The organism is Tangfeifania sp., assembly GCF_055108615.1.
On record NZ_JBSQIC010000087.1, the window covers coordinates 1 to 15876 of the forward strand.

A 15876-nucleotide genomic window follows, 5' to 3' on the forward strand; every position below is an offset into this window, starting at 1 on the left:
CGAGCATGTAAAATATTTACACATAGGAGGATAATTAAAATACATGCGAGTTCCATACTATACCTTTAAAAATTAACAATTTTAATAGTATGAAAACAAAGTTTGATGAAACGGTTTCTTCATCGTATTTATCACGGAACAATTTGATTACTTTTTGCCCGATTATATTTCCTATCCAAGGATTAGGTATAATATCAATAATTTGTTTTGTAAGAAAACTATCGCTGATTTTTAGCTTCCCTGATTTTTCAATCCTTCCTTTTTCTTTTACCAGTTCTTTTTCTTCATCGGATAACCCTAACAGTATTTCCTGTTCTTGTTTTCTGATATTTGACAACGAGATTTCTGTTATTTTTTCAATATCGAAATTAATATCACGCCAGTTTTCTTCTTCCTGTATTACAAATTTTTTGAACTTATCACGGTATTGCAGCACCTTTTCTTTCAGGATTTCGCTACCTTCATCATCGCCACTATCTACATTTATGCGTCCTGCTATATCGCCCAAGCCTTCGCTTTCGAGATTGGATTTTATGCTTTTTACTAAGGTTGCTGCATTTTGCCTGAATGTAAATACATAGCATTCATCAAGCACTTGCACTTTTTAATTAAAAATTTCTTTACACCTTCTGAATGGATAAATTTTCCGTCACGTTGGTCTTTACCTGTACGTTCAACCTGAATTAAATTGATAGGCCGGATATATACCCCAGTATTTTGCTCAAAACTAACCGAAGCATTTTCCAATGCTCTACGTTTTTCAATAGCGCAAAGCATGGTATCTTTCCAATCGAGACTGGTTTTATTGGTTAAGTGAATGTCCAACTTAATCATTTCTTCCTCGTTGAGTTCACGACCAGTAATTTCAACCAATTTGTTTGTGTCTTTTGGCGGTGTTGCCGACAATTCGATTACAATGCAAGGATTGAAATCACGGATGGTTTCACGGGCATTTGCACTATACGCTTTATGACCTTCGTCTATGATAATAATCGGCTTAAGAACCCGTAAGGTATTACCCAGTGATGTTTTAGGCTGAGTTAGATGAACGGAACCCATCGATTCGGTTTCCAATTCCAACCCCAAGGTTTTATAAAAATCTATATTGGGAACTTCTTTTAAAAGTTTTGCATTTAACTCGTAATTATCTTCCGAAGGGAAAAAGTCGGTAAAACCACCTGCATCCTGAAATATTTTTAATGTTTCTTTATTCTGGCGATTGGCAGAAGGCAGCATCAACATTAAAATAACCAGGTTTTCTTCCACATCGAGACGGTTGAAATGGTCGGTTTTTTCATTTATTACCGTACGGCCACCGCTGGATATATCCAATGCCTGACGATATATCTGCGTTGTCGGTACAATCCATAAACCCAACCCTGTTTGCTTTTTAAGGTATGTTTTATTTATCAGGTCGATGGAATGGCAGGCCAGAAGTGTTTTACCTCCACCAGTAGGTACTTTCAGGTAAATTTCGGGCAGTGGTTCTCCAATACCATTTTTATGGGAGAAATAAACCCCGTTAACTGCTTTATTCCATGCACGACGCGGAAAGTTATAATCCAATGCCATTTCAGGATCGAATTCAATGGCTTTCTTGAATTTTTCCCTGAACTCTGAAAGGGCAGAAAGATACTCTTTCAGTTTCGCAACAACTTTTATCTGATAATCCTTTAATTCCATGTTTTTTTTACCGCAAGGTTCACAAAGGTTTTCGCTAAGTTCGCCAAGTTGTTTTCTTCGCGCACCTTGCGATTTCTATCGCGTACTTTGCGGTTTCCTTTATTATAAATTGTTTACCACTCTTTTTATACCGTTTTTAATTAGTGCCACATTAAAATTAATAAGCATTCCAAGTTTACAACCACTCAATTTTAAGTAGGTCAGTATTTGTGCAAGATGAACATCGTTTAATGCATCTACTGATTTTACCTCAATAATGACCTTTTTTTCAACAATAATATCAACCCTATAACCGATTTCTAATTTTACTTCTTCATAGATTAAGGGTAAAGGTTTTTGTTTTTCCACAAACAAATCAGCTTTGCTTAACTCATAAAAAAGGCATTCTTCATACGCGCTTTCGAGCAATCCTGGCCCAAGTGCTTTGTGAACCTTAAGGGCCGTATCGAATATTATTTTTGATATTTCATTTTCGGTCATACTCTTTTATTTTTTTACCGCAAGGGACGCAAAGGTTAAGCGCTAAGTTCGCAAGGTTGTTTTCTTCGCGCACCTTGCGATTTCTATTGCGTACTTTGCGGTTAAATGATTCATTGTTTTAACTTATATATTTCAAATGGCAACTGACAAAATTCAATACGTAAATCGGTAAGCGTATGGCTATCTACAAATTTTGCAGGGGCAAATACAAGTCGTTTCCGGCCGCCGCTTAAGCTTTGTTCGGCAGGTTTACCATTTTGCCGACCTAATGCTTTTGCCCTGTCGAGTGTTAGTGCTGTGGATTTCAAATAATCTAAATCGGGTTTATAGAAAAGGTAAATATCGTAATCTTTGCTTGTACCTATATAGTTTGTATCCTCGTTAATTTTTGACGGGTCGAATTCTTCGCCGGTAGCCGTATAAAAAAGATACTTTGCAAATTCTTCATAGCTCGGCAGGTTTTCACCTCTTAGAATACTTTCCATTTCGATGGGTGGGCCCAACTCGAAATAGCTGAATGTACCACCTGTGCCTTCCTGAAAATTTTTCGATGCTGGAACGCCATTGATTACCCTACGAACACGTTCGGCAGTAATGTTATTGGCATAATCTTCCATTTCAACCAAAATGAATTTACGGTTTCCTCCATCTTCTTTATTCAGGTCGAGGACAGCGTGGGCGGTTGTACCAGAACCTGCGAAAGAATCGAGGATAATAGACTCTTCATTTGTTGATAATTGAAGAATCCTTTTTATTAATGAAACAGGTTTTGGTGTGTCAAAAGGCAAATCTACTTCATCAAAAATTTGTTTTAATTCTTGCTTTGCTTGTTGATTATGACCGACCTCAGAATGAAGCCAAATAGAAATTGGGACAATTCCCTCTTGTACTTCTGATAAAAATTTCTTTACACGGGGTACATTTGAACCGCTTTCTCCAAACCAAACTCTATTATCTTGTACCAATGTATCCATATTTCGACTTCGCTCAATACAAGTTTTGAATGAAAATGTTTTGACATATTTTGTCAAATTTATATTATTTATGAAATGAAATCAAAACATTTCTTCCTTTTTTTATCAATTATTTATTAACGGGTATGAGGAACCTCTTAGTTCCGAACCCTGACTGGCTAACATTCCAGTCAGGGCTAAAAACTATTTCCCCGAAAATTGAAAAACCAAAATTCACACATGAACCTTGTCAGGTTTTTCATTTTTACCGTCTCTTTAACCAAACAAAACAATTAGAAACAGAAAGTTATGAAACGAATTACATTTTTAATCACGATGGTACTTATCGCATTTACATCATTTGCCGGGCCATCGGAATCCGGTTCAAAAACAGAAAAAGAAGCCGGCATCCAATTTCACGAGGGAAACTGGCAGGAAGCGCTACAGAAAGCAAAAAAAGAAGGGAAACCCATTTTCCTCGATATTTCGGCAAGCTGGTGCGGACCATGTAAAATGTTGAAAGCGAGTACTTTTCCAAACGACGAAGTGGGTGAATTCTACAATGCCAACTTCATCAACGTTGCTGTTGACGGTGAAAAAGGCGAAGGAATCGAATTGGCCCGGAAGTATAAAATCCGCGGCTACCCAACGTTGATTTATCTCGACAGTAATGGGGAAGTTATTGCACAAACTGCCGGATACCGTAACCCGGAACAATTCGTTGAAATAGGAAAACAAATAATAAACAGGTAATGATGAAAACTTCAGGGGTAACAAAAGCCGGTGTTTTAAACAGCATATTTTGGAAGGTTGGATTTATTGTGTCGATGGCTGTGCTGTTGCTGGCTGCCCCTGTTGTTTCATTTGCTCAAACCTGTTGTTCGGGAGGAGTTCCGCAGGGCGGAAGCCTGGGGCTACACTGGTTTGCCTTTCCGGCGTTTTATCCCGATATAGAAATAAAATAATTTTTCTTAAAACTGGATTAAGTGAAGCTGCATGTTGCCTTAACATGCGGCTTTTTTTGAAATAAATAAAAAAAAAATTGTCAGGATATTTATTTCATACGACTCTTACACCAGATACAAATTAAAACATCTTAAAATTAAAAGTTATGAAACGTTTTTTTACCTTATTTATTTCAGCGCTGGTTTTAACAACAACTCTGCAAGCGCAACTGGTCATTAAAAAAGATGACTATTTTAAAACGGCTGACCAAATGTTGCTGGCCAACGAATTGTTTTTAAGCGGCGAACCTTTTGCCGAAAGCCTGGGGTACAATCTCGATGATCTCAATCCAATGGAACCCAATCTGCCCGATTCGGTTTCTTATGCTGCCGGAATTGAAGGTTACGAATATTCGCGCTATTTGCTTGGGAACGTTGTTTCGCGCTCCGGCATCGGACTGCACATGATTTGGAGCCCCCGCATCGGGCAAATGGCAGCTATGCAGCCCGACACATTCGACGGTAAATTTACCAACAACATGGTAAACGGCTATAAAGAAGACGACCAAATGATGATGATGATTCATCACTTTGGCATGTTGGCGAACCAAATGGCACCAATGAACCCATTTCCGCAATTCGCCGATTTTGAATCGGGGAACCCTCAGCTACCTCAAGACGTTGAACCCGACTTTCAGTCAAATTTCAGTTCGCTCAGGTGGGACCGGTCGCAATTCAGTAAAGTATTGAACTTTGCTGCAATGGGCCAGTCTCTCTGGAAACAATATTATTGGGCGCAGGATATGCTGGGCGCTTTTCACAATGGAAATAACGAAGAAGTGGTACCCGATGGTACTGTTTCGCCCGACTCGGCTGACAATCCGAATTTTGATCCCGACAACAATGTATTTTACGGCGGAAACAGTGTAGATGGTTTTATCGGACAAGTACTTACCGCCGAGGGTATTAATAAAGTTATTTTCATGCTGAATAACCTTGCTTACGACGGAACTTCTCTGGGCATGGTCGATCCGGCCACGTATGATCCCGCCAACGGCATAAAATATTTTCCACATAAAATTGCTGTAACCGAAAGTACAGTGCACGAAACCATGCCGCCCAAGCCAACAGGTCTGGAAGTAACCGATGCGAGCAGTCGCCTGTTCGACCAGTTATCGATGCTGCTGGGTACCGTTTCTTACAAAAACATGATGGATCCGAACATCAACGATGAGGCTCACTTTGCTTATCATGCAGTTTTTGATGGAGATCCGTTCCCTGCCCCGATGTCGGTTACGGGCCAACCCGGTCCTTTCGATGCCATGGCCGGTGCCAGCATGGTGTTGTTTAAAAATATAATGGCCATGCACTTTAACCAGGCCGAAGGAACATTTACCGATGAATCAGGATTATCGGGGGGAAGTGTTTCGCAGGGAGACGAAATTTCAGCTGTTAACGCCGGCTATATTCTTGTTGCGCTCAATCATTTCAAAAACGAATTTACCGGTACGCCGCTTGAACAAATGGCCACCGATGCAATAAATGCCCAGGCCTGGTTTATTATCAACTCGTTAAAAGACGAAAACGGAGGCTATTACAATGCTTACACCATTGGCAGCGGCCCCGACAATTCGGCAAAAGAAGCAGCAAGCCAGGGTGCAGTAATACGTGGTTTGTATGCAGCTTACAATGCCACCGGAAATTCCGATTACCTCAATGCTGCCAACAGCGCTTACCAGTATTTAATTTCCGGTTTTTATGTAAACAGCCTGACAGCTTTCAGAACTGTTAAAAACAGTAATACTGCTGAATATACTCCTTTCAACCTGGCAGTATTGAGCGGTGCCCTGCGCGAAGCCAAACTAATGGGTGAACAACCCAATGCCGAAGTAATTTACACCCGATTCTTTAAAACCGTTTATAACCCCATGCTGCTTGCTGAATTTCAACCCTCGGGCGAAACAGGTAACGACTCCGACGGAGATGGCATCCCTTATATTGCCGATGGAAACAACGTGGCGGCAGTGTTTGCAGCCGAAGCGGAAATGAATTTACATGTTACCGCGGTAAACAGCATCATTCAGCAACAGGCCAACCTGCAAATTTATCCCAATCCGGTAAGCAATCGGGCTACCATTTCTTTTAACAGCAAAAATTTTGGAAATACTTCGGTATTGGTAGTAAATATTGCAGGCCAAACAGTTCAACATATCAATACATCCAATAACCGCAATGTTAACTGGAATGTACAGGAATTAAACAGTGGCATCTATTTCGTACGGCTCGAAAATGAAGGCCGTCCGGTTGCCGTACAAAAAGTTATTGTGAACAAATAAAAAGATAAAAAGACATTTTATTAATAATTAATTTGAATTTTAAAATTAAAACATCATGGAAAACAAAAGAAGAAATTTAGTAGCAGGCATCGTATTCGCAGGTGCCTTAATTGCAGGAGGAAGTTTAAGTGCAAACGCCATCGAATACCCTTTCGTTCAATAGCCTGGGGAGCGGAGCCGAATTGAGAAGCGAGCTGTTGGAATCAGGTAACGGAGCACAGTTTAATTTCGAAGCCAAATGCGGCGGAAAAAGCGCCGAATCAAAATCGGCCGAAGCCAAGTGTGGTGAAGGAGAAAAAGCTAAGGCCAAAACAGAGTCGAAGTCAGCCGAAGCCAAGTGTGGCGAAGGTAAAAAAGAAGCGAAAGCCAAAAGCGCCGAAGCTAAAAAAGAAGCAAAGGCAGAGTCAAAATCAAAAGAAGCAAAATGCGGAGAAGGAAAATGTGGTGAATAATTATCGCCATCCCGGCATGTTTTAACCAACATGCCGGTTTTCTCAAATTAATAACAGAAAAGAATTTATCATGATTGGAATAGGTTTCAGAAAAGATTTTGCCGATGAGTTTTTGGAAGACAACAAGTTGCATCCCGATTTTGTGGAAGTAGCGCCCGAAAACTGGATGAATATCGGCGGTTACTGGAAAAAAGTATTTAAAAAAGTAACCGAAAAATACCCGCTGCTTACACACGGCTTGTCTCTTTCGGTGGGTAGTCCGGATGAGTTGGATTACGAATTCCTGGGGCAGATAAAAAAATTTATTGCAGAATACCAGCCGTTGATTTATTCTGAGCACCTGAGTTTTACCAAAAGCGACAATGCGCACATGTACGATTTGTTGCCCATTCCGTTTACCGGAGATGCAGTGAAACACGTTGGTCAGCGAATTCGTGAGGTACAGGAATTTCTGGAGCAAAAAATTGCCATCGAAATTGTAAGTTATTACACACCGGTGGCAGCCGAAATGAGCGAACTGGAATTCATAAATGCCGTTATCGACGAGGCAAATTGCGATTTGCTGCTTGATGTTAACAATGTTTATGTTAACGGATTCAACCACAATTACAACGCAGAAAAATTTATTGAACAACTGCCGTTGGATAAAGGGGCTTACATCCACATGGCGGGCCACGAAAAGTGGCCGACGACCTGATTATCGATACGCATGGCCAGCCAATTATCGACCCGGTTTATCAACTGTTTGAACACACCCTGTCGCTAATGAATAAGGATGTGCCTGTGCTACTCGAACGCGATTTCAACATCCCGGAAATGGAAGAATTGCAAAAAGAAATTGACCAGTTGAGGCGCATAAAAAAGAACCACTTAAAAATTGAAACCCATGTATCAAAAAACAGCGTCGTATAAACACCAGAGCAGCCTGGCCAACTATTGCCGCACCGGCGAATACACACCCATTCCGGGCGTAAAAGAAAAAAATGTTGGCCGTTACAGGCAGTTGATTTTCAATGTGGTAAACGGAAGCCTGCAGTCGGCTTATCCACTCACATACAACCTGTTGGATGAAGATGAGTGGCACGAACTGGCGCACACTTTTTTCAGTTCGCACCGTTGCCAGTCGCCCATGGTTTGGCAAATGCCCAAAGAACTGTACGAATTTGTGGTGGAAGAAAACTACCACCTGTTAAAAAAGTACCCTTTCCTGTCCGATCTTCTTTTATTCGAATGGAAAGAGGTGGAAGTTTACATGATGGAAGACATCGAGCCTTATCCATTCACCGAAAAAAGAATTAACGATGCCGGGCTGGTGCTGAACCCTGAAATCCAGGTGCTTTCGCTCGAATACCCGGTTCACCTTAAAAATGCAACAGAAATTACCGAAGCCGACAAAGGACACTATTTTGTGAGCCTGCACCGCGAACCTGAAACAGGTAAAGTACTGTTTACCAACATGCAATATCCGCACGTACAAGTGATTGAAAAACTTGCTCAGGAACCGGTAAATTTTGAAGAACTGCTGGAAATATTTCTTCAGTATGCCCCCGAAAAACAAGCCCGCCAGGCATTGCGCGATTTTGTTAATGCCTCGCTCAGTTCAAAACTAATTCTCGGGCAGGCAATTATACATTCATCCAGCATAAATTAATAGAAAATAATACCTGCTTTTTGTCAGGAAAACAATACAAACACGACTATTTCAGCAAATAAAAAAAAACTATAATAATTAAAAAGTCTTGAAGAGATTAACAATTTTATTAAGCAGCGCAGTCTTATTTATTTTATCGGCTACAACATTTAGCCAGGCTGCCGACAGGTACATCAGTTCGAAATCGCACATCAAATTCTTTTCAACAACTCCGGTCGAAGATATCGAAGCCAACAATTATGCTTCGGTAAGTACAATAAATCCTGAAACCGGCGAAGTGGTATTTTCAATACCCATGCAAAGTTTCGAGTTTGAAAAGGCGATGATGCAAAAACACTTTAACAACGAACATTTTTTGGAAACAAACGTGTATCCAAAATCAAAACTCACAGGAAAAATTACCAACCTCAGCGAAGTAGATTTTAGCAAAGATGGCACCTACGAAGCTCAGTTTGAAGGCGAAATTACCATCAAAGATAAAACGAAGCCACTCGAAGACAACACAACCGTTGAGGTAAAAGGAAACACCGTAACAGCCACCACCGAATTTTACCTCACGCTGGCCGACTTTGGCATTACCTTCGACGAGGGCGAGATGGTTTCCACGAAAATTGCCAAAAAGGTTTTGGTAAGCGTAAATACAGTGTACGAGAAAGAATAATAAATGAAACGAAAAAAAATTATCAGAATAGGAATCATTGTGGCAGTTGCAGGGATTGTAATTGCAGGTGCAGTTGGCCTATACATGTTTAACATGCCACACCGCGATGTTCAAAAAACCAGGGCCGATTACAGCCTCGCAAGTTCAGAAATTGTTGCAGAATACCTCGCAGATGCCGAAAAAGCAAATAGTAAATACCTCGCAGCCGACGGCGAATCGAAAGTACTCGAGGTAACCGGAAACGTAAGTAAAATTTCAGAAAATTTCGATGGGAATAAAGTAGTTTTACTAAAAGATAACAGCGACAAAGCCGGGGTGAAGGCAACTTTTACTGCTGAAACCAGCGCCAATGCTGCTAACCTTGAAGTCGGACAAAAGGTTACTTTAAAAGGCGTTATCCGCTCGGGCGCTGCTTACGACCAGGACCTTGAAATGTATGAGCATGTGCTACTTGACAAAAGCGATGTTGTACCGAATTAACAAGCAAAAAAGAACAAGAAATGAAACACGTAGGCTAAAGAAAACCTGTTGCTGGTATCGGGTTCGTTTTCAGGAACAATCAGCTACGACAAACGGCAACGCGATAAACGGATTGAATTTTAAACAAGTAACCGGCAAAAACGGCACGGTAAAAGTTATTGCTGAAAAACATGGGGAAACAAAACATTTTGAAGCCGAAAAACTAATGGTAGCCACCGGAACAAACCCCAATACGAAAACAAAAAGTTGTGGAACCGAATTTATTTCTCTACTTATTTATAGCACTGGCAGCCACCATCATTGGCGCTGTACCATTAGGACTGGTAAACCTTTCAGTAGTTGATACGGCGTTGAAAAACGATACGCGGGGCGCAACACAAATTGCTCACGGGCTTCGGTTGTGGAAGTATTTTTTGCACTCAGTTCACTTATTGCCGGGACAAAATTAGCTCCCGTTTTTAAGGGAAACCCGGTGGTGCGGTATTTCGTTTTTGCTGTTTTGCTCGTGTCCGGATTTTTTTTTGGTTCAAAAAGAATAAGAAAACAACACGGAAAGAAACCGGAAAATCATTGGGTTTTCTAAAAGGGGCTTTGCTGAATATTGTCAGCATCCAGGTGTTGCTGTTTTGGCTTCTTACAGCTACCATTCTTTCGGACAAACAACTGCTGCCATCTGCTTTGCCCGGGATTTTGTTTTTCCTGGCCGGGGTTTGGCTGGCAAAAATGGCCGTTCTGAAAGGATATGCATTTTTGGCGCAAAAAGTGGCTGCCCATGCAAAAATATTTTCGGCCAACACAAACCGTATCATTGGGGTTGTGCTACTGGCGGTGGCCATCGTTCAACTCATAAAAATTTAAAATCAAAAGCATGAAAACATTAATTATCAGTATTATAACTCTTTTTATTATGACAAATTTAACAGCACAGAATTACAGAAAAGCAAAAGAAGCAAACGGGTTAAGAGTTGGGCAGCAAGCTCCCGATTTTTCGGCTGACGATGCCGAAGGAAAAACCTTTCAGCTTTCAGAAGAATTGAAAAACGGGCCGGTGGTACTTATATTTTACCGCGGACAGTGGTGCCCCATTTGCAATAAACACCTCGGCACAGTGCAGAAAAACCTGGAACAAATTACGAAAAAAGGCACCCGCGTAGTGGCTGTTTCCCCCGAAAAGCCGGAATTGCTCGAAACAACTGCTGAAAAAACAGGGGCAAATTTCACGTTGCTTCACGATGAAGGATACAAAATTGCCGATGCCTGGGATGTTACTTTTCGTCCGGGTAAAGCTACTCGCCTTATGTACAACACCATGCTCGGCGCTAACCTAAAAGAGGCGCATTCCGACGACAGCCAGCGGCTGCCCATTCCGGCAACTTATGTAATTAACACCGATGGTAAAATCGTGTGGCGCCACTTCGACCCCGATTATAAAAAACGCTCGACCATTGAAGATATCGTGGCAGCGCTTGGTTCAATTAATTAAATCGTTGGGTTTTGTTCGATAGTTGGAATGAATCTTAAAATTAAATGCTAAGGCTTGTGTTTTGTTCTGTCAAAATTTAACCCCCGGCTTAAGCCGGGGGCAATAAAATCCTATTAATAGCAGGGCTTTAGCCATTAACATAAACAAATGATACCTGAAATACGATTCCCTCGTGCTGGCCATGGGCACCGATACCAACTTTTTCGGGCAATCCAACATTGAACAAAATGCGCTTTCGATGAAATCGTCCTCCGATGCCATTCTTATCCGCAATACCATTCTCGAAAATCTTGAAAAAGCGCTCTTACAGCCTTCACCAAAAGAAATGAAAAAATACATCTTCCCGAAAGATTATCCTGAAATTGATTTGTCGAAAATGCGGATTGTGCTTTTCGAATCATCTCAGTTGTTGTCGGCCATGTCGTCAACAGCTTTCGGGCTTTCAGAAAAATATCTCGAAAAAATGGGAGTGGAAGTAAAAACCGGCATTTGGGTTACCGATTACGACGGAACGACAGCCACTTTGTCGGATGGCTCAACCTTTGAAACCAAAACCCTGATTTGGGCTGCCGGGGTAAAAGCCAATTTATTAGAGGGATTTAGAGCAGAGAGTTTTGGACGGGGCGGGCGTTTGCTTGTCAACCGTGAAAACGGGTTAATAGGGTACGAACATATTTTTGCCATTGGTGACATTGCGCAAATGGAAACACCCAAATACCCCGGTGGGCATCCGCAGGTGGCACAGGTAGCCATTCAGCAGTCAAAACTGTTATCCGCAAATTTTAAACGAATAGCAGCCGGCAAAGAACCACTGCCGTTTGAATATACTGACAAAGGCTCTCTGGCAACTATTGGCCGCAACCGCGCCGTAGCCGACCTTCCCGGTTTTAAACTGCGTGGGTTTATTGCATGGGTACTCTGGAGTTTTGTCCACCTGTTTACCATCATGGGCGTAAAAAACAGGCTGCTCATTTTTCTCAACTGGACGTGGAACTACTTTACCTACGACCAGTCGCTGAGGTTGCTGATAAAGCCAAAACAGAAATTTCAACAAAACCAAACAGGGTTTTCTTCTGAAATTGCAAATAAAAAGCAACTTTTAGCAACAAAAATTCCGGACGGACAGGATTTAATCAGGAAATTAACACCAAATTAGAATCATTAATAAATGAAACAACCATACAAACTATATTCATTCAACAGTCTCACGCAAGAAAAAATATTGTTCAAATTCTTTAAATAACTATTTTTAGGCGAAATTGAAGTAATTTATAGAAATGACGAAATATAAAACTGAATTTATAGGTGAAACTCTTGGAACATTCCTTTTAGTGCTTTTTGGATGTGGTTCTGTGGCAATGTCGATATTATTTAATGCATATCAAGGATTATTTCAAATTGCGTTTGCCTGGGGGATTGGTGTTACGCTTGCAATTTACTTAACACGACATATTTCCTGCGCACATTTAAATCCCGCAGTTACTTTAGCAATGGTAATTAGCGGGCGAATGAAAGTAAGCAAAAATGATAAATAAAACACGACTTATTATGGTTGGTGGTTTTTTAGGAGCTGGTAAAACTACTCTGTTGTACGAAACCACAAAATTCTTAATGAAACAGAATAAAAAAGTAGGACTAATTACAAACGACCAGGCCCCGGAATTAGTTGATACTGCTTTGTTGTTACAAACCAAAGTAAACGTTGCCGAAGTAAGTGGCAGTTGCTTCTGCTGCAATTTTAATGGTTTTATTGATTCAATAAAACAAGTCGGTAAAGATTCCGATGCAGACATTATTATTGCGGAACCAGTTGGTAGTTGTACCGATTTATCAGCCACAATTATGCAACCACTAAAAGATAATTTAAATCGGGAATTAATTATTTCGCCACTTACTGTACTGGCAGACCCATTAAGACTAACTGATATTTTAGATGGAAAAACAGCCGGGTTGCATGCCAGCGCAGCTTATATTTTCAAGAAACAACTGGAAGAAAGCGACATTATTTTAATTACTAAAAATGACTTGCTCGAACAAGATGAATTAGAACTTCTTTCAGCAAAAGTAAAACTGAATTATCCTGATTCTGAAGTATTGTCAATCAGTTCAAAAACTGGTGAAGGTATTGATGAATGGTTGAAATTAATTCTTTCTAAAACCGCAACCGGACAACGAATTGTTGAGGTTGATTACGACACTTACGCCGAAGGCGAAGCGGTTCTCGGTTGGTTAAATTCATCAATTAGCTTGAAGGGTGAACAAATAAACTGGGACCAAATTGCAACAACTTTCCTACAGGATTTAAGTCGAAAAATTGACAAGCAAAATATAGGAGTTGGGCATATTAAAATAATTCTTGAAAATGGTTCAAATTATTTAGTAGGTAATATCACAGGAACATCTGAAACCTTATCAATTCGCGGCGAAGCAGGAGTTTCCAATACCGCTCAAATAACTATAAATGCAAGAATTGGAGTAAGCCCTGAGATTCTGGATGCAATGGTTAAGGAATCGCTTGAAAAAGTCACAAATAATATCATCTCAATGAAGATAAATGCATGTAAGTGTTTAAGTCCGGGTTATCCAAATCCGACATTTCGGTACGATAAAATTGTTGATTATAATTAAAAATTTAAATAAGATGAAAGCAATATGGAATGGCAAAGTGATTGCCGAAAGCAACGACATTGTCAACGTGGAGGGAAATGCTTATTTCCCGGTTGCATCAGTAATAAAAGAGTTTCTGAAAAAAAGTGAAACACAAACGGTTTGCCACTGGAAAGGGACTGCTTTGTATTACAACCTCGAAGTGGAGGGTAAAGTATTTAACGATGCTGTTTGGTATTATCCTAAACCTTCCGGATTAGCCCAAAGCATCAAAAACCGGGTGGCATTTTGGAAAGGTGTTCAGGTGGTTAAAGATTGATGGAAGAAACAAAAATGAAAGATTTAATGGAGAGTATTTATTGCCGTCGGTTTTAACCGACGGACAAATGCAACATACAGCAGACAGGCTTTAGCCACATTTATTAAGTAATAACCAAAGAAATATAATTCAATGAGTTGGGTGAAAATTTGGGGCCACATTTTTTTTTCTGAAAAAAATAAAGACTAATGTGGCTAAAGCCAGATTTCATTAAATGTCCTGAATCCGTTGGCTAAAGCCAACGGCAATATAGAAAAGAAGAAAATGAAGATGAAAGTTTTAAAGCAGAATATTTATTGCCACCGGTTTTAACTCCTGGCTTAAAAAAAAAAAGGAAGAAACTTCCCGTGGATGACGCAGATAAGAATAGAAGTTTCAATTAAAAACTCTGCAGAAATCAGCGAATTCTGCGGGCGAAAAAAGAAAACAAGTTTGCAACTAATAAAAGACAAATTTTTTATGGCTATTGAAAAGACAACGAAAGAGTTACAAGATTTATTAAATAGTGAGAAGGCAAAAATCATCGATGTCAGGCCGGTGGAGGCTTACAACGGCTGGCAGATGAAAAACGAAAAGCGTGGGGGACACATTGACGGGGCAAAAAGCCTGCCTGCAAAATGGTTAAAATACATCGACTGGATAGAAATTGTCCGTCACAAGAATATTCTGCCCGAAAATGAAATTGTCGTTTATGGCTATTCGTCTGAAGAAACGCAAAAAGTAGCCGAGCGGTTTGAAAAATCGGGTTATAAAAATGTATCGGTTTATCCTCATTTTGTGGATGAATGGACTGCCAACCCTGAATTGCCCATGCAAAAACTCGAACGTTACAAAAACCTGGTTTCAGCAGAATGGGTAAACGAACTGCTTGCAGGTAAAAAGCCACATCAGTACAGCAACAATAAATTTGTGGCCGTACACGCGCATTACCGCAACCGCGATGCCTATTTAAGCGGGCACATTCCGGGGGCCATCGATATTAATACCAACGATTTGGAATCGGAAGAAACCTGGAATCGTCGCTCGCCCGAAGAATTAAAAAAAGCGCTGGAAGCTCATGGAATTACTGCCGACACCACCGTGGTTTTGTATGGCAAATACATGGACCCCGACAACGATGACGAATTTCCGGGCAGCGCTGCCGGCGATATTGGCGCAATCCGGTGTGCCTTTATTATGATGTATGCCGGGGTGAAAGATGTCAGGATATTAAACGGCGGTTTTCAGTCGTGGCAGGATGCCGGTTTTGAAACTTCGTTTACCGATGAACCCAAAAAACCGGTAGCCGATTTTGGCGTTTCCATTCCGCAGAAACCCGAACTGGCTGTTGATACCCCCGAAGCAAAAGAGATGCTGGCATCGCCGGAAGCTGAACTGGTTTGCGTAAGAAGCTGGCCCGAACTCATCGGCGAAGTGAGCGGTTACAATTACATCGAGAAAAAAGGTCGGATTCCCGGTGCCATTTTTGGCGACTGCGGCAGCGATGCCTATCACATGGAAAACTACCGCAACGTGGACCATACCACCCGCGAATTCCATGAGATTGAAGAAAGCTGGATTAAAAAAGGGATTACGCCCGACAAACACCTCGCTTTTTACTGCGGCACCGGCTGGCGCGGAAGCGAAGCCTGGTTTAATGCCTGGTTGATGGGATGGCCGCGCGTTTCAGTTTACGATGGCGGTTGGTTTGAATGGAGCAACGACCCGGAAAACCCGTATGAAACCGGTGTGCCTGAAGAAAAAATCGCGCAAAGTCGCTAAGCCGCCAAGAGAGAAAAAAATATCAAATTATGACTGAAAACGAGATTGCAAAGATTATTGTGAATT

19 protein-coding genes and 1 pseudogene are annotated in these 15876 nt (G+C 40.9%); 16 read left to right on the forward strand and 4 right to left on the reverse strand.

Going from position 1 to position 15876, the window contains the following annotated elements; all coding sequences use genetic code 11:
- Window positions 1-34 precede the first annotated feature (34 nt).
- The 4 genes from ACTCNA_RS15025 to ACTCNA_RS15040 all read right to left on the reverse strand — a co-directional run bounded on the left by ACTCNA_RS15025 (window position 35) and on the right by ACTCNA_RS15040 (window position 3137).
- Window positions 35-595, reverse strand: coding sequence for a hypothetical protein (locus ACTCNA_RS15025; protein WP_462948755.1), 561 nt, complete (start codon window positions 593-595; stop codon window positions 35-37).
- Window positions 544-1683 carry a DEAD/DEAH box helicase family protein gene (locus ACTCNA_RS15030; RefSeq protein ID WP_462948756.1) on the reverse strand — a complete coding sequence of 380 codons (1140 nt, stop codon included), beginning with the start codon at window positions 1681-1683 and terminating at the stop codon, window positions 544-546. Before ACTCNA_RS15030 ends, ACTCNA_RS15025 begins: the two co-directional genes overlap by 52 nt.
- A gap of 102 nt (window positions 1684-1785) precedes the next feature.
- Entirely contained in the window at window positions 1786-2163 is a 378-nt protein-coding gene (locus ACTCNA_RS15035) for a GxxExxY protein (RefSeq protein WP_462948757.1), read from the reverse strand.
- Between the two features lie 110 nt (window positions 2164-2273).
- Window positions 2274-3137 (reverse strand): DNA methyltransferase, encoded by an 864-nt coding sequence (locus tag ACTCNA_RS15040; protein WP_462948758.1) that lies wholly within the window; start codon window positions 3135-3137, stop codon window positions 2274-2276.
- A gap of 288 nt (window positions 3138-3425) precedes the next feature.
- On the opposite strand from ACTCNA_RS15040, the gene ACTCNA_RS15045 reads away from it, so the two are divergent.
- The 16 genes and pseudogenes from ACTCNA_RS15045 (at window position 3426) to ACTCNA_RS15120 (ending at window position 15810) form a co-directional block, all read left to right on the forward strand.
- Entirely contained in the window at window positions 3426-3869 is a 444-nt protein-coding gene (locus ACTCNA_RS15045) for a thioredoxin family protein (RefSeq protein ID WP_462948759.1), read from the forward strand.
- On the forward strand, window positions 3869-4081 hold the full coding sequence (locus ACTCNA_RS15050) for a hypothetical protein (protein ID WP_462948760.1): 213 nt from the start codon (window positions 3869-3871) through the stop codon (window positions 4079-4081). The genes ACTCNA_RS15045 and ACTCNA_RS15050 overlap by 1 nt, the downstream gene beginning before the upstream one ends.
- 146 nt (window positions 4082-4227) lie before the next feature.
- On the forward strand, window positions 4228-6396 hold the full coding sequence (locus tag ACTCNA_RS15055) for a T9SS type A sorting domain-containing protein (protein ID WP_462948761.1): 2169 nt from the start codon (window positions 4228-4230) through the stop codon (window positions 6394-6396).
- 128 nt (window positions 6397-6524) lie between these two features.
- On the forward strand, window positions 6525-6848 hold the full coding sequence (locus ACTCNA_RS15060) for a hypothetical protein (protein WP_462948762.1): 324 nt from the start codon (window positions 6525-6527) through the stop codon (window positions 6846-6848).
- A 70-nt stretch (window positions 6849-6918) separates the two neighbouring features.
- Window positions 6919-7760, forward strand: a pseudogene (locus ACTCNA_RS15065) (HvfB family MNIO-type RiPP peptide maturase).
- The gene (locus ACTCNA_RS15070; protein ID WP_462948763.1) at window positions 7735-8499 is read left to right on the forward strand and encodes an HvfC/BufC N-terminal domain-containing protein; all 765 of its coding nucleotides are present in this window, start codon (window positions 7735-7737) and stop codon (window positions 8497-8499) included. Before ACTCNA_RS15065 ends, ACTCNA_RS15070 begins: the two are co-directional and overlap by 26 nt.
- 88 nt (window positions 8500-8587) lie before the next feature.
- Window positions 8588-9160, forward strand: coding sequence for a YceI family protein (locus ACTCNA_RS15075; RefSeq protein ID WP_462948764.1), 573 nt, complete (start codon window positions 8588-8590; stop codon window positions 9158-9160).
- 3 nt (window positions 9161-9163) lie between these two features.
- A complete protein-coding gene (locus tag ACTCNA_RS15080) occupies window positions 9164-9640 on the forward strand; it encodes an OB-fold protein (RefSeq protein WP_462948765.1) in 477 nt (158 codons plus the stop codon).
- A 248-nt stretch (window positions 9641-9888) separates the two neighbouring features.
- Window positions 9889-10089 carry a hypothetical protein gene (locus ACTCNA_RS15085; RefSeq protein WP_462948766.1) on the forward strand — a complete coding sequence of 67 codons (201 nt, stop codon included), beginning with the start codon at window positions 9889-9891 and terminating at the stop codon, window positions 10087-10089.
- Window positions 10090-10153: 64 nt separating this feature from the next.
- Window positions 10154-10498, forward strand: a complete 345-nt coding sequence (locus ACTCNA_RS15090; protein ID WP_462948772.1) for a LysE family transporter — start codon at window positions 10154-10156, stop codon at window positions 10496-10498.
- A 49-nt stretch (window positions 10499-10547) separates the two neighbouring features.
- Window positions 10548-11123 (forward strand): peroxiredoxin-like family protein, encoded by a 576-nt coding sequence (locus ACTCNA_RS15095; protein WP_462948767.1) that lies wholly within the window; start codon window positions 10548-10550, stop codon window positions 11121-11123.
- Between the two features lie 181 nt (window positions 11124-11304).
- Window positions 11305-12279, forward strand: coding sequence for an NAD(P)/FAD-dependent oxidoreductase (locus ACTCNA_RS15100; protein ID WP_462948773.1), 975 nt, complete (start codon window positions 11305-11307; stop codon window positions 12277-12279).
- Window positions 12280-12400: 121 nt separating this feature from the next.
- The gene (locus ACTCNA_RS15105) at window positions 12401-12658 is read left to right on the forward strand and encodes an aquaporin (RefSeq protein ID WP_462948768.1); all 258 of its coding nucleotides are present in this window, start codon (window positions 12401-12403) and stop codon (window positions 12656-12658) included.
- Window positions 12648-13751 carry a GTP-binding protein gene (locus ACTCNA_RS15110; RefSeq protein WP_462948769.1) on the forward strand — a complete coding sequence of 368 codons (1104 nt, stop codon included), beginning with the start codon at window positions 12648-12650 and terminating at the stop codon, window positions 13749-13751. Before ACTCNA_RS15105 ends, ACTCNA_RS15110 begins: the two co-directional genes overlap by 11 nt.
- Before the next feature lie 13 nt (window positions 13752-13764).
- Entirely contained in the window at window positions 13765-14049 is a 285-nt protein-coding gene (locus tag ACTCNA_RS15115) for a DUF427 domain-containing protein (RefSeq protein WP_462948770.1), read from the forward strand.
- Window positions 14050-14508: 459 nt separating this feature from the next.
- The gene (locus tag ACTCNA_RS15120; RefSeq protein ID WP_462948771.1) at window positions 14509-15810 is read left to right on the forward strand and encodes a rhodanese-like domain-containing protein; all 1302 of its coding nucleotides are present in this window, start codon (window positions 14509-14511) and stop codon (window positions 15808-15810) included.
- The last annotated feature ends 66 nt before the right edge of the window (window positions 15811-15876 follow it).

Bases quoted from the DNA above. Each gene is read 5' to 3' on its own strand.
- ACTCNA_RS15035 (WP_462948757.1), bottom strand. From the start codon at position 2,163: ATGACCGAAAATGAAATATCAAAAATAATATTCGATACGGCCCTTAAG.
- ACTCNA_RS15080 (WP_462948765.1), top strand. From the start codon at position 9,164: ATGAAACGAAAAAAAATTATCAGAATAGGAATCATTGTGGCAGTTGCA.
- ACTCNA_RS15105 (WP_462948768.1), top strand. From the start codon at position 12,401: ATGACGAAATATAAAACTGAATTTATAGGTGAAACTCTTGGAACATTC.
- ACTCNA_RS15120 (WP_462948771.1), top strand. From the start codon at position 14,509: ATGGCTATTGAAAAGACAACGAAAGAGTTACAAGATTTATTAAATAGT.
- ACTCNA_RS15045 (WP_462948759.1), top strand. From the start codon at position 3,426: ATGAAACGAATTACATTTTTAATCACGATGGTACTTATCGCATTTACA.
- ACTCNA_RS15050 (WP_462948760.1), top strand. From the start codon at position 3,869: ATGATGAAAACTTCAGGGGTAACAAAAGCCGGTGTTTTAAACAGCATA.
- ACTCNA_RS15040 (WP_462948758.1), bottom strand. From the start codon at position 3,137: ATGGATACATTGGTACAAGATAATAGAGTTTGGTTTGGAGAAAGCGGT.
- ACTCNA_RS15100 (WP_462948773.1), top strand. From the start codon at position 11,305: ATGGGCACCGATACCAACTTTTTCGGGCAATCCAACATTGAACAAAAT.
- ACTCNA_RS15115 (WP_462948770.1), top strand. From the start codon at position 13,765: ATGAAAGCAATATGGAATGGCAAAGTGATTGCCGAAAGCAACGACATT.
- ACTCNA_RS15055 (WP_462948761.1), top strand. From the start codon at position 4,228: ATGAAACGTTTTTTTACCTTATTTATTTCAGCGCTGGTTTTAACAACA.
- ACTCNA_RS15030 (WP_462948756.1), bottom strand. From the start codon at position 1,683: ATGGAATTAAAGGATTATCAGATAAAAGTTGTTGCGAAACTGAAAGAG.
- ACTCNA_RS15095 (WP_462948767.1), top strand. From the start codon at position 10,548: ATGACAAATTTAACAGCACAGAATTACAGAAAAGCAAAAGAAGCAAAC.
- ACTCNA_RS15070 (WP_462948763.1), top strand. From the start codon at position 7,735: ATGTATCAAAAAACAGCGTCGTATAAACACCAGAGCAGCCTGGCCAAC.
- ACTCNA_RS15110 (WP_462948769.1), top strand. From the start codon at position 12,648: ATGATAAATAAAACACGACTTATTATGGTTGGTGGTTTTTTAGGAGCT.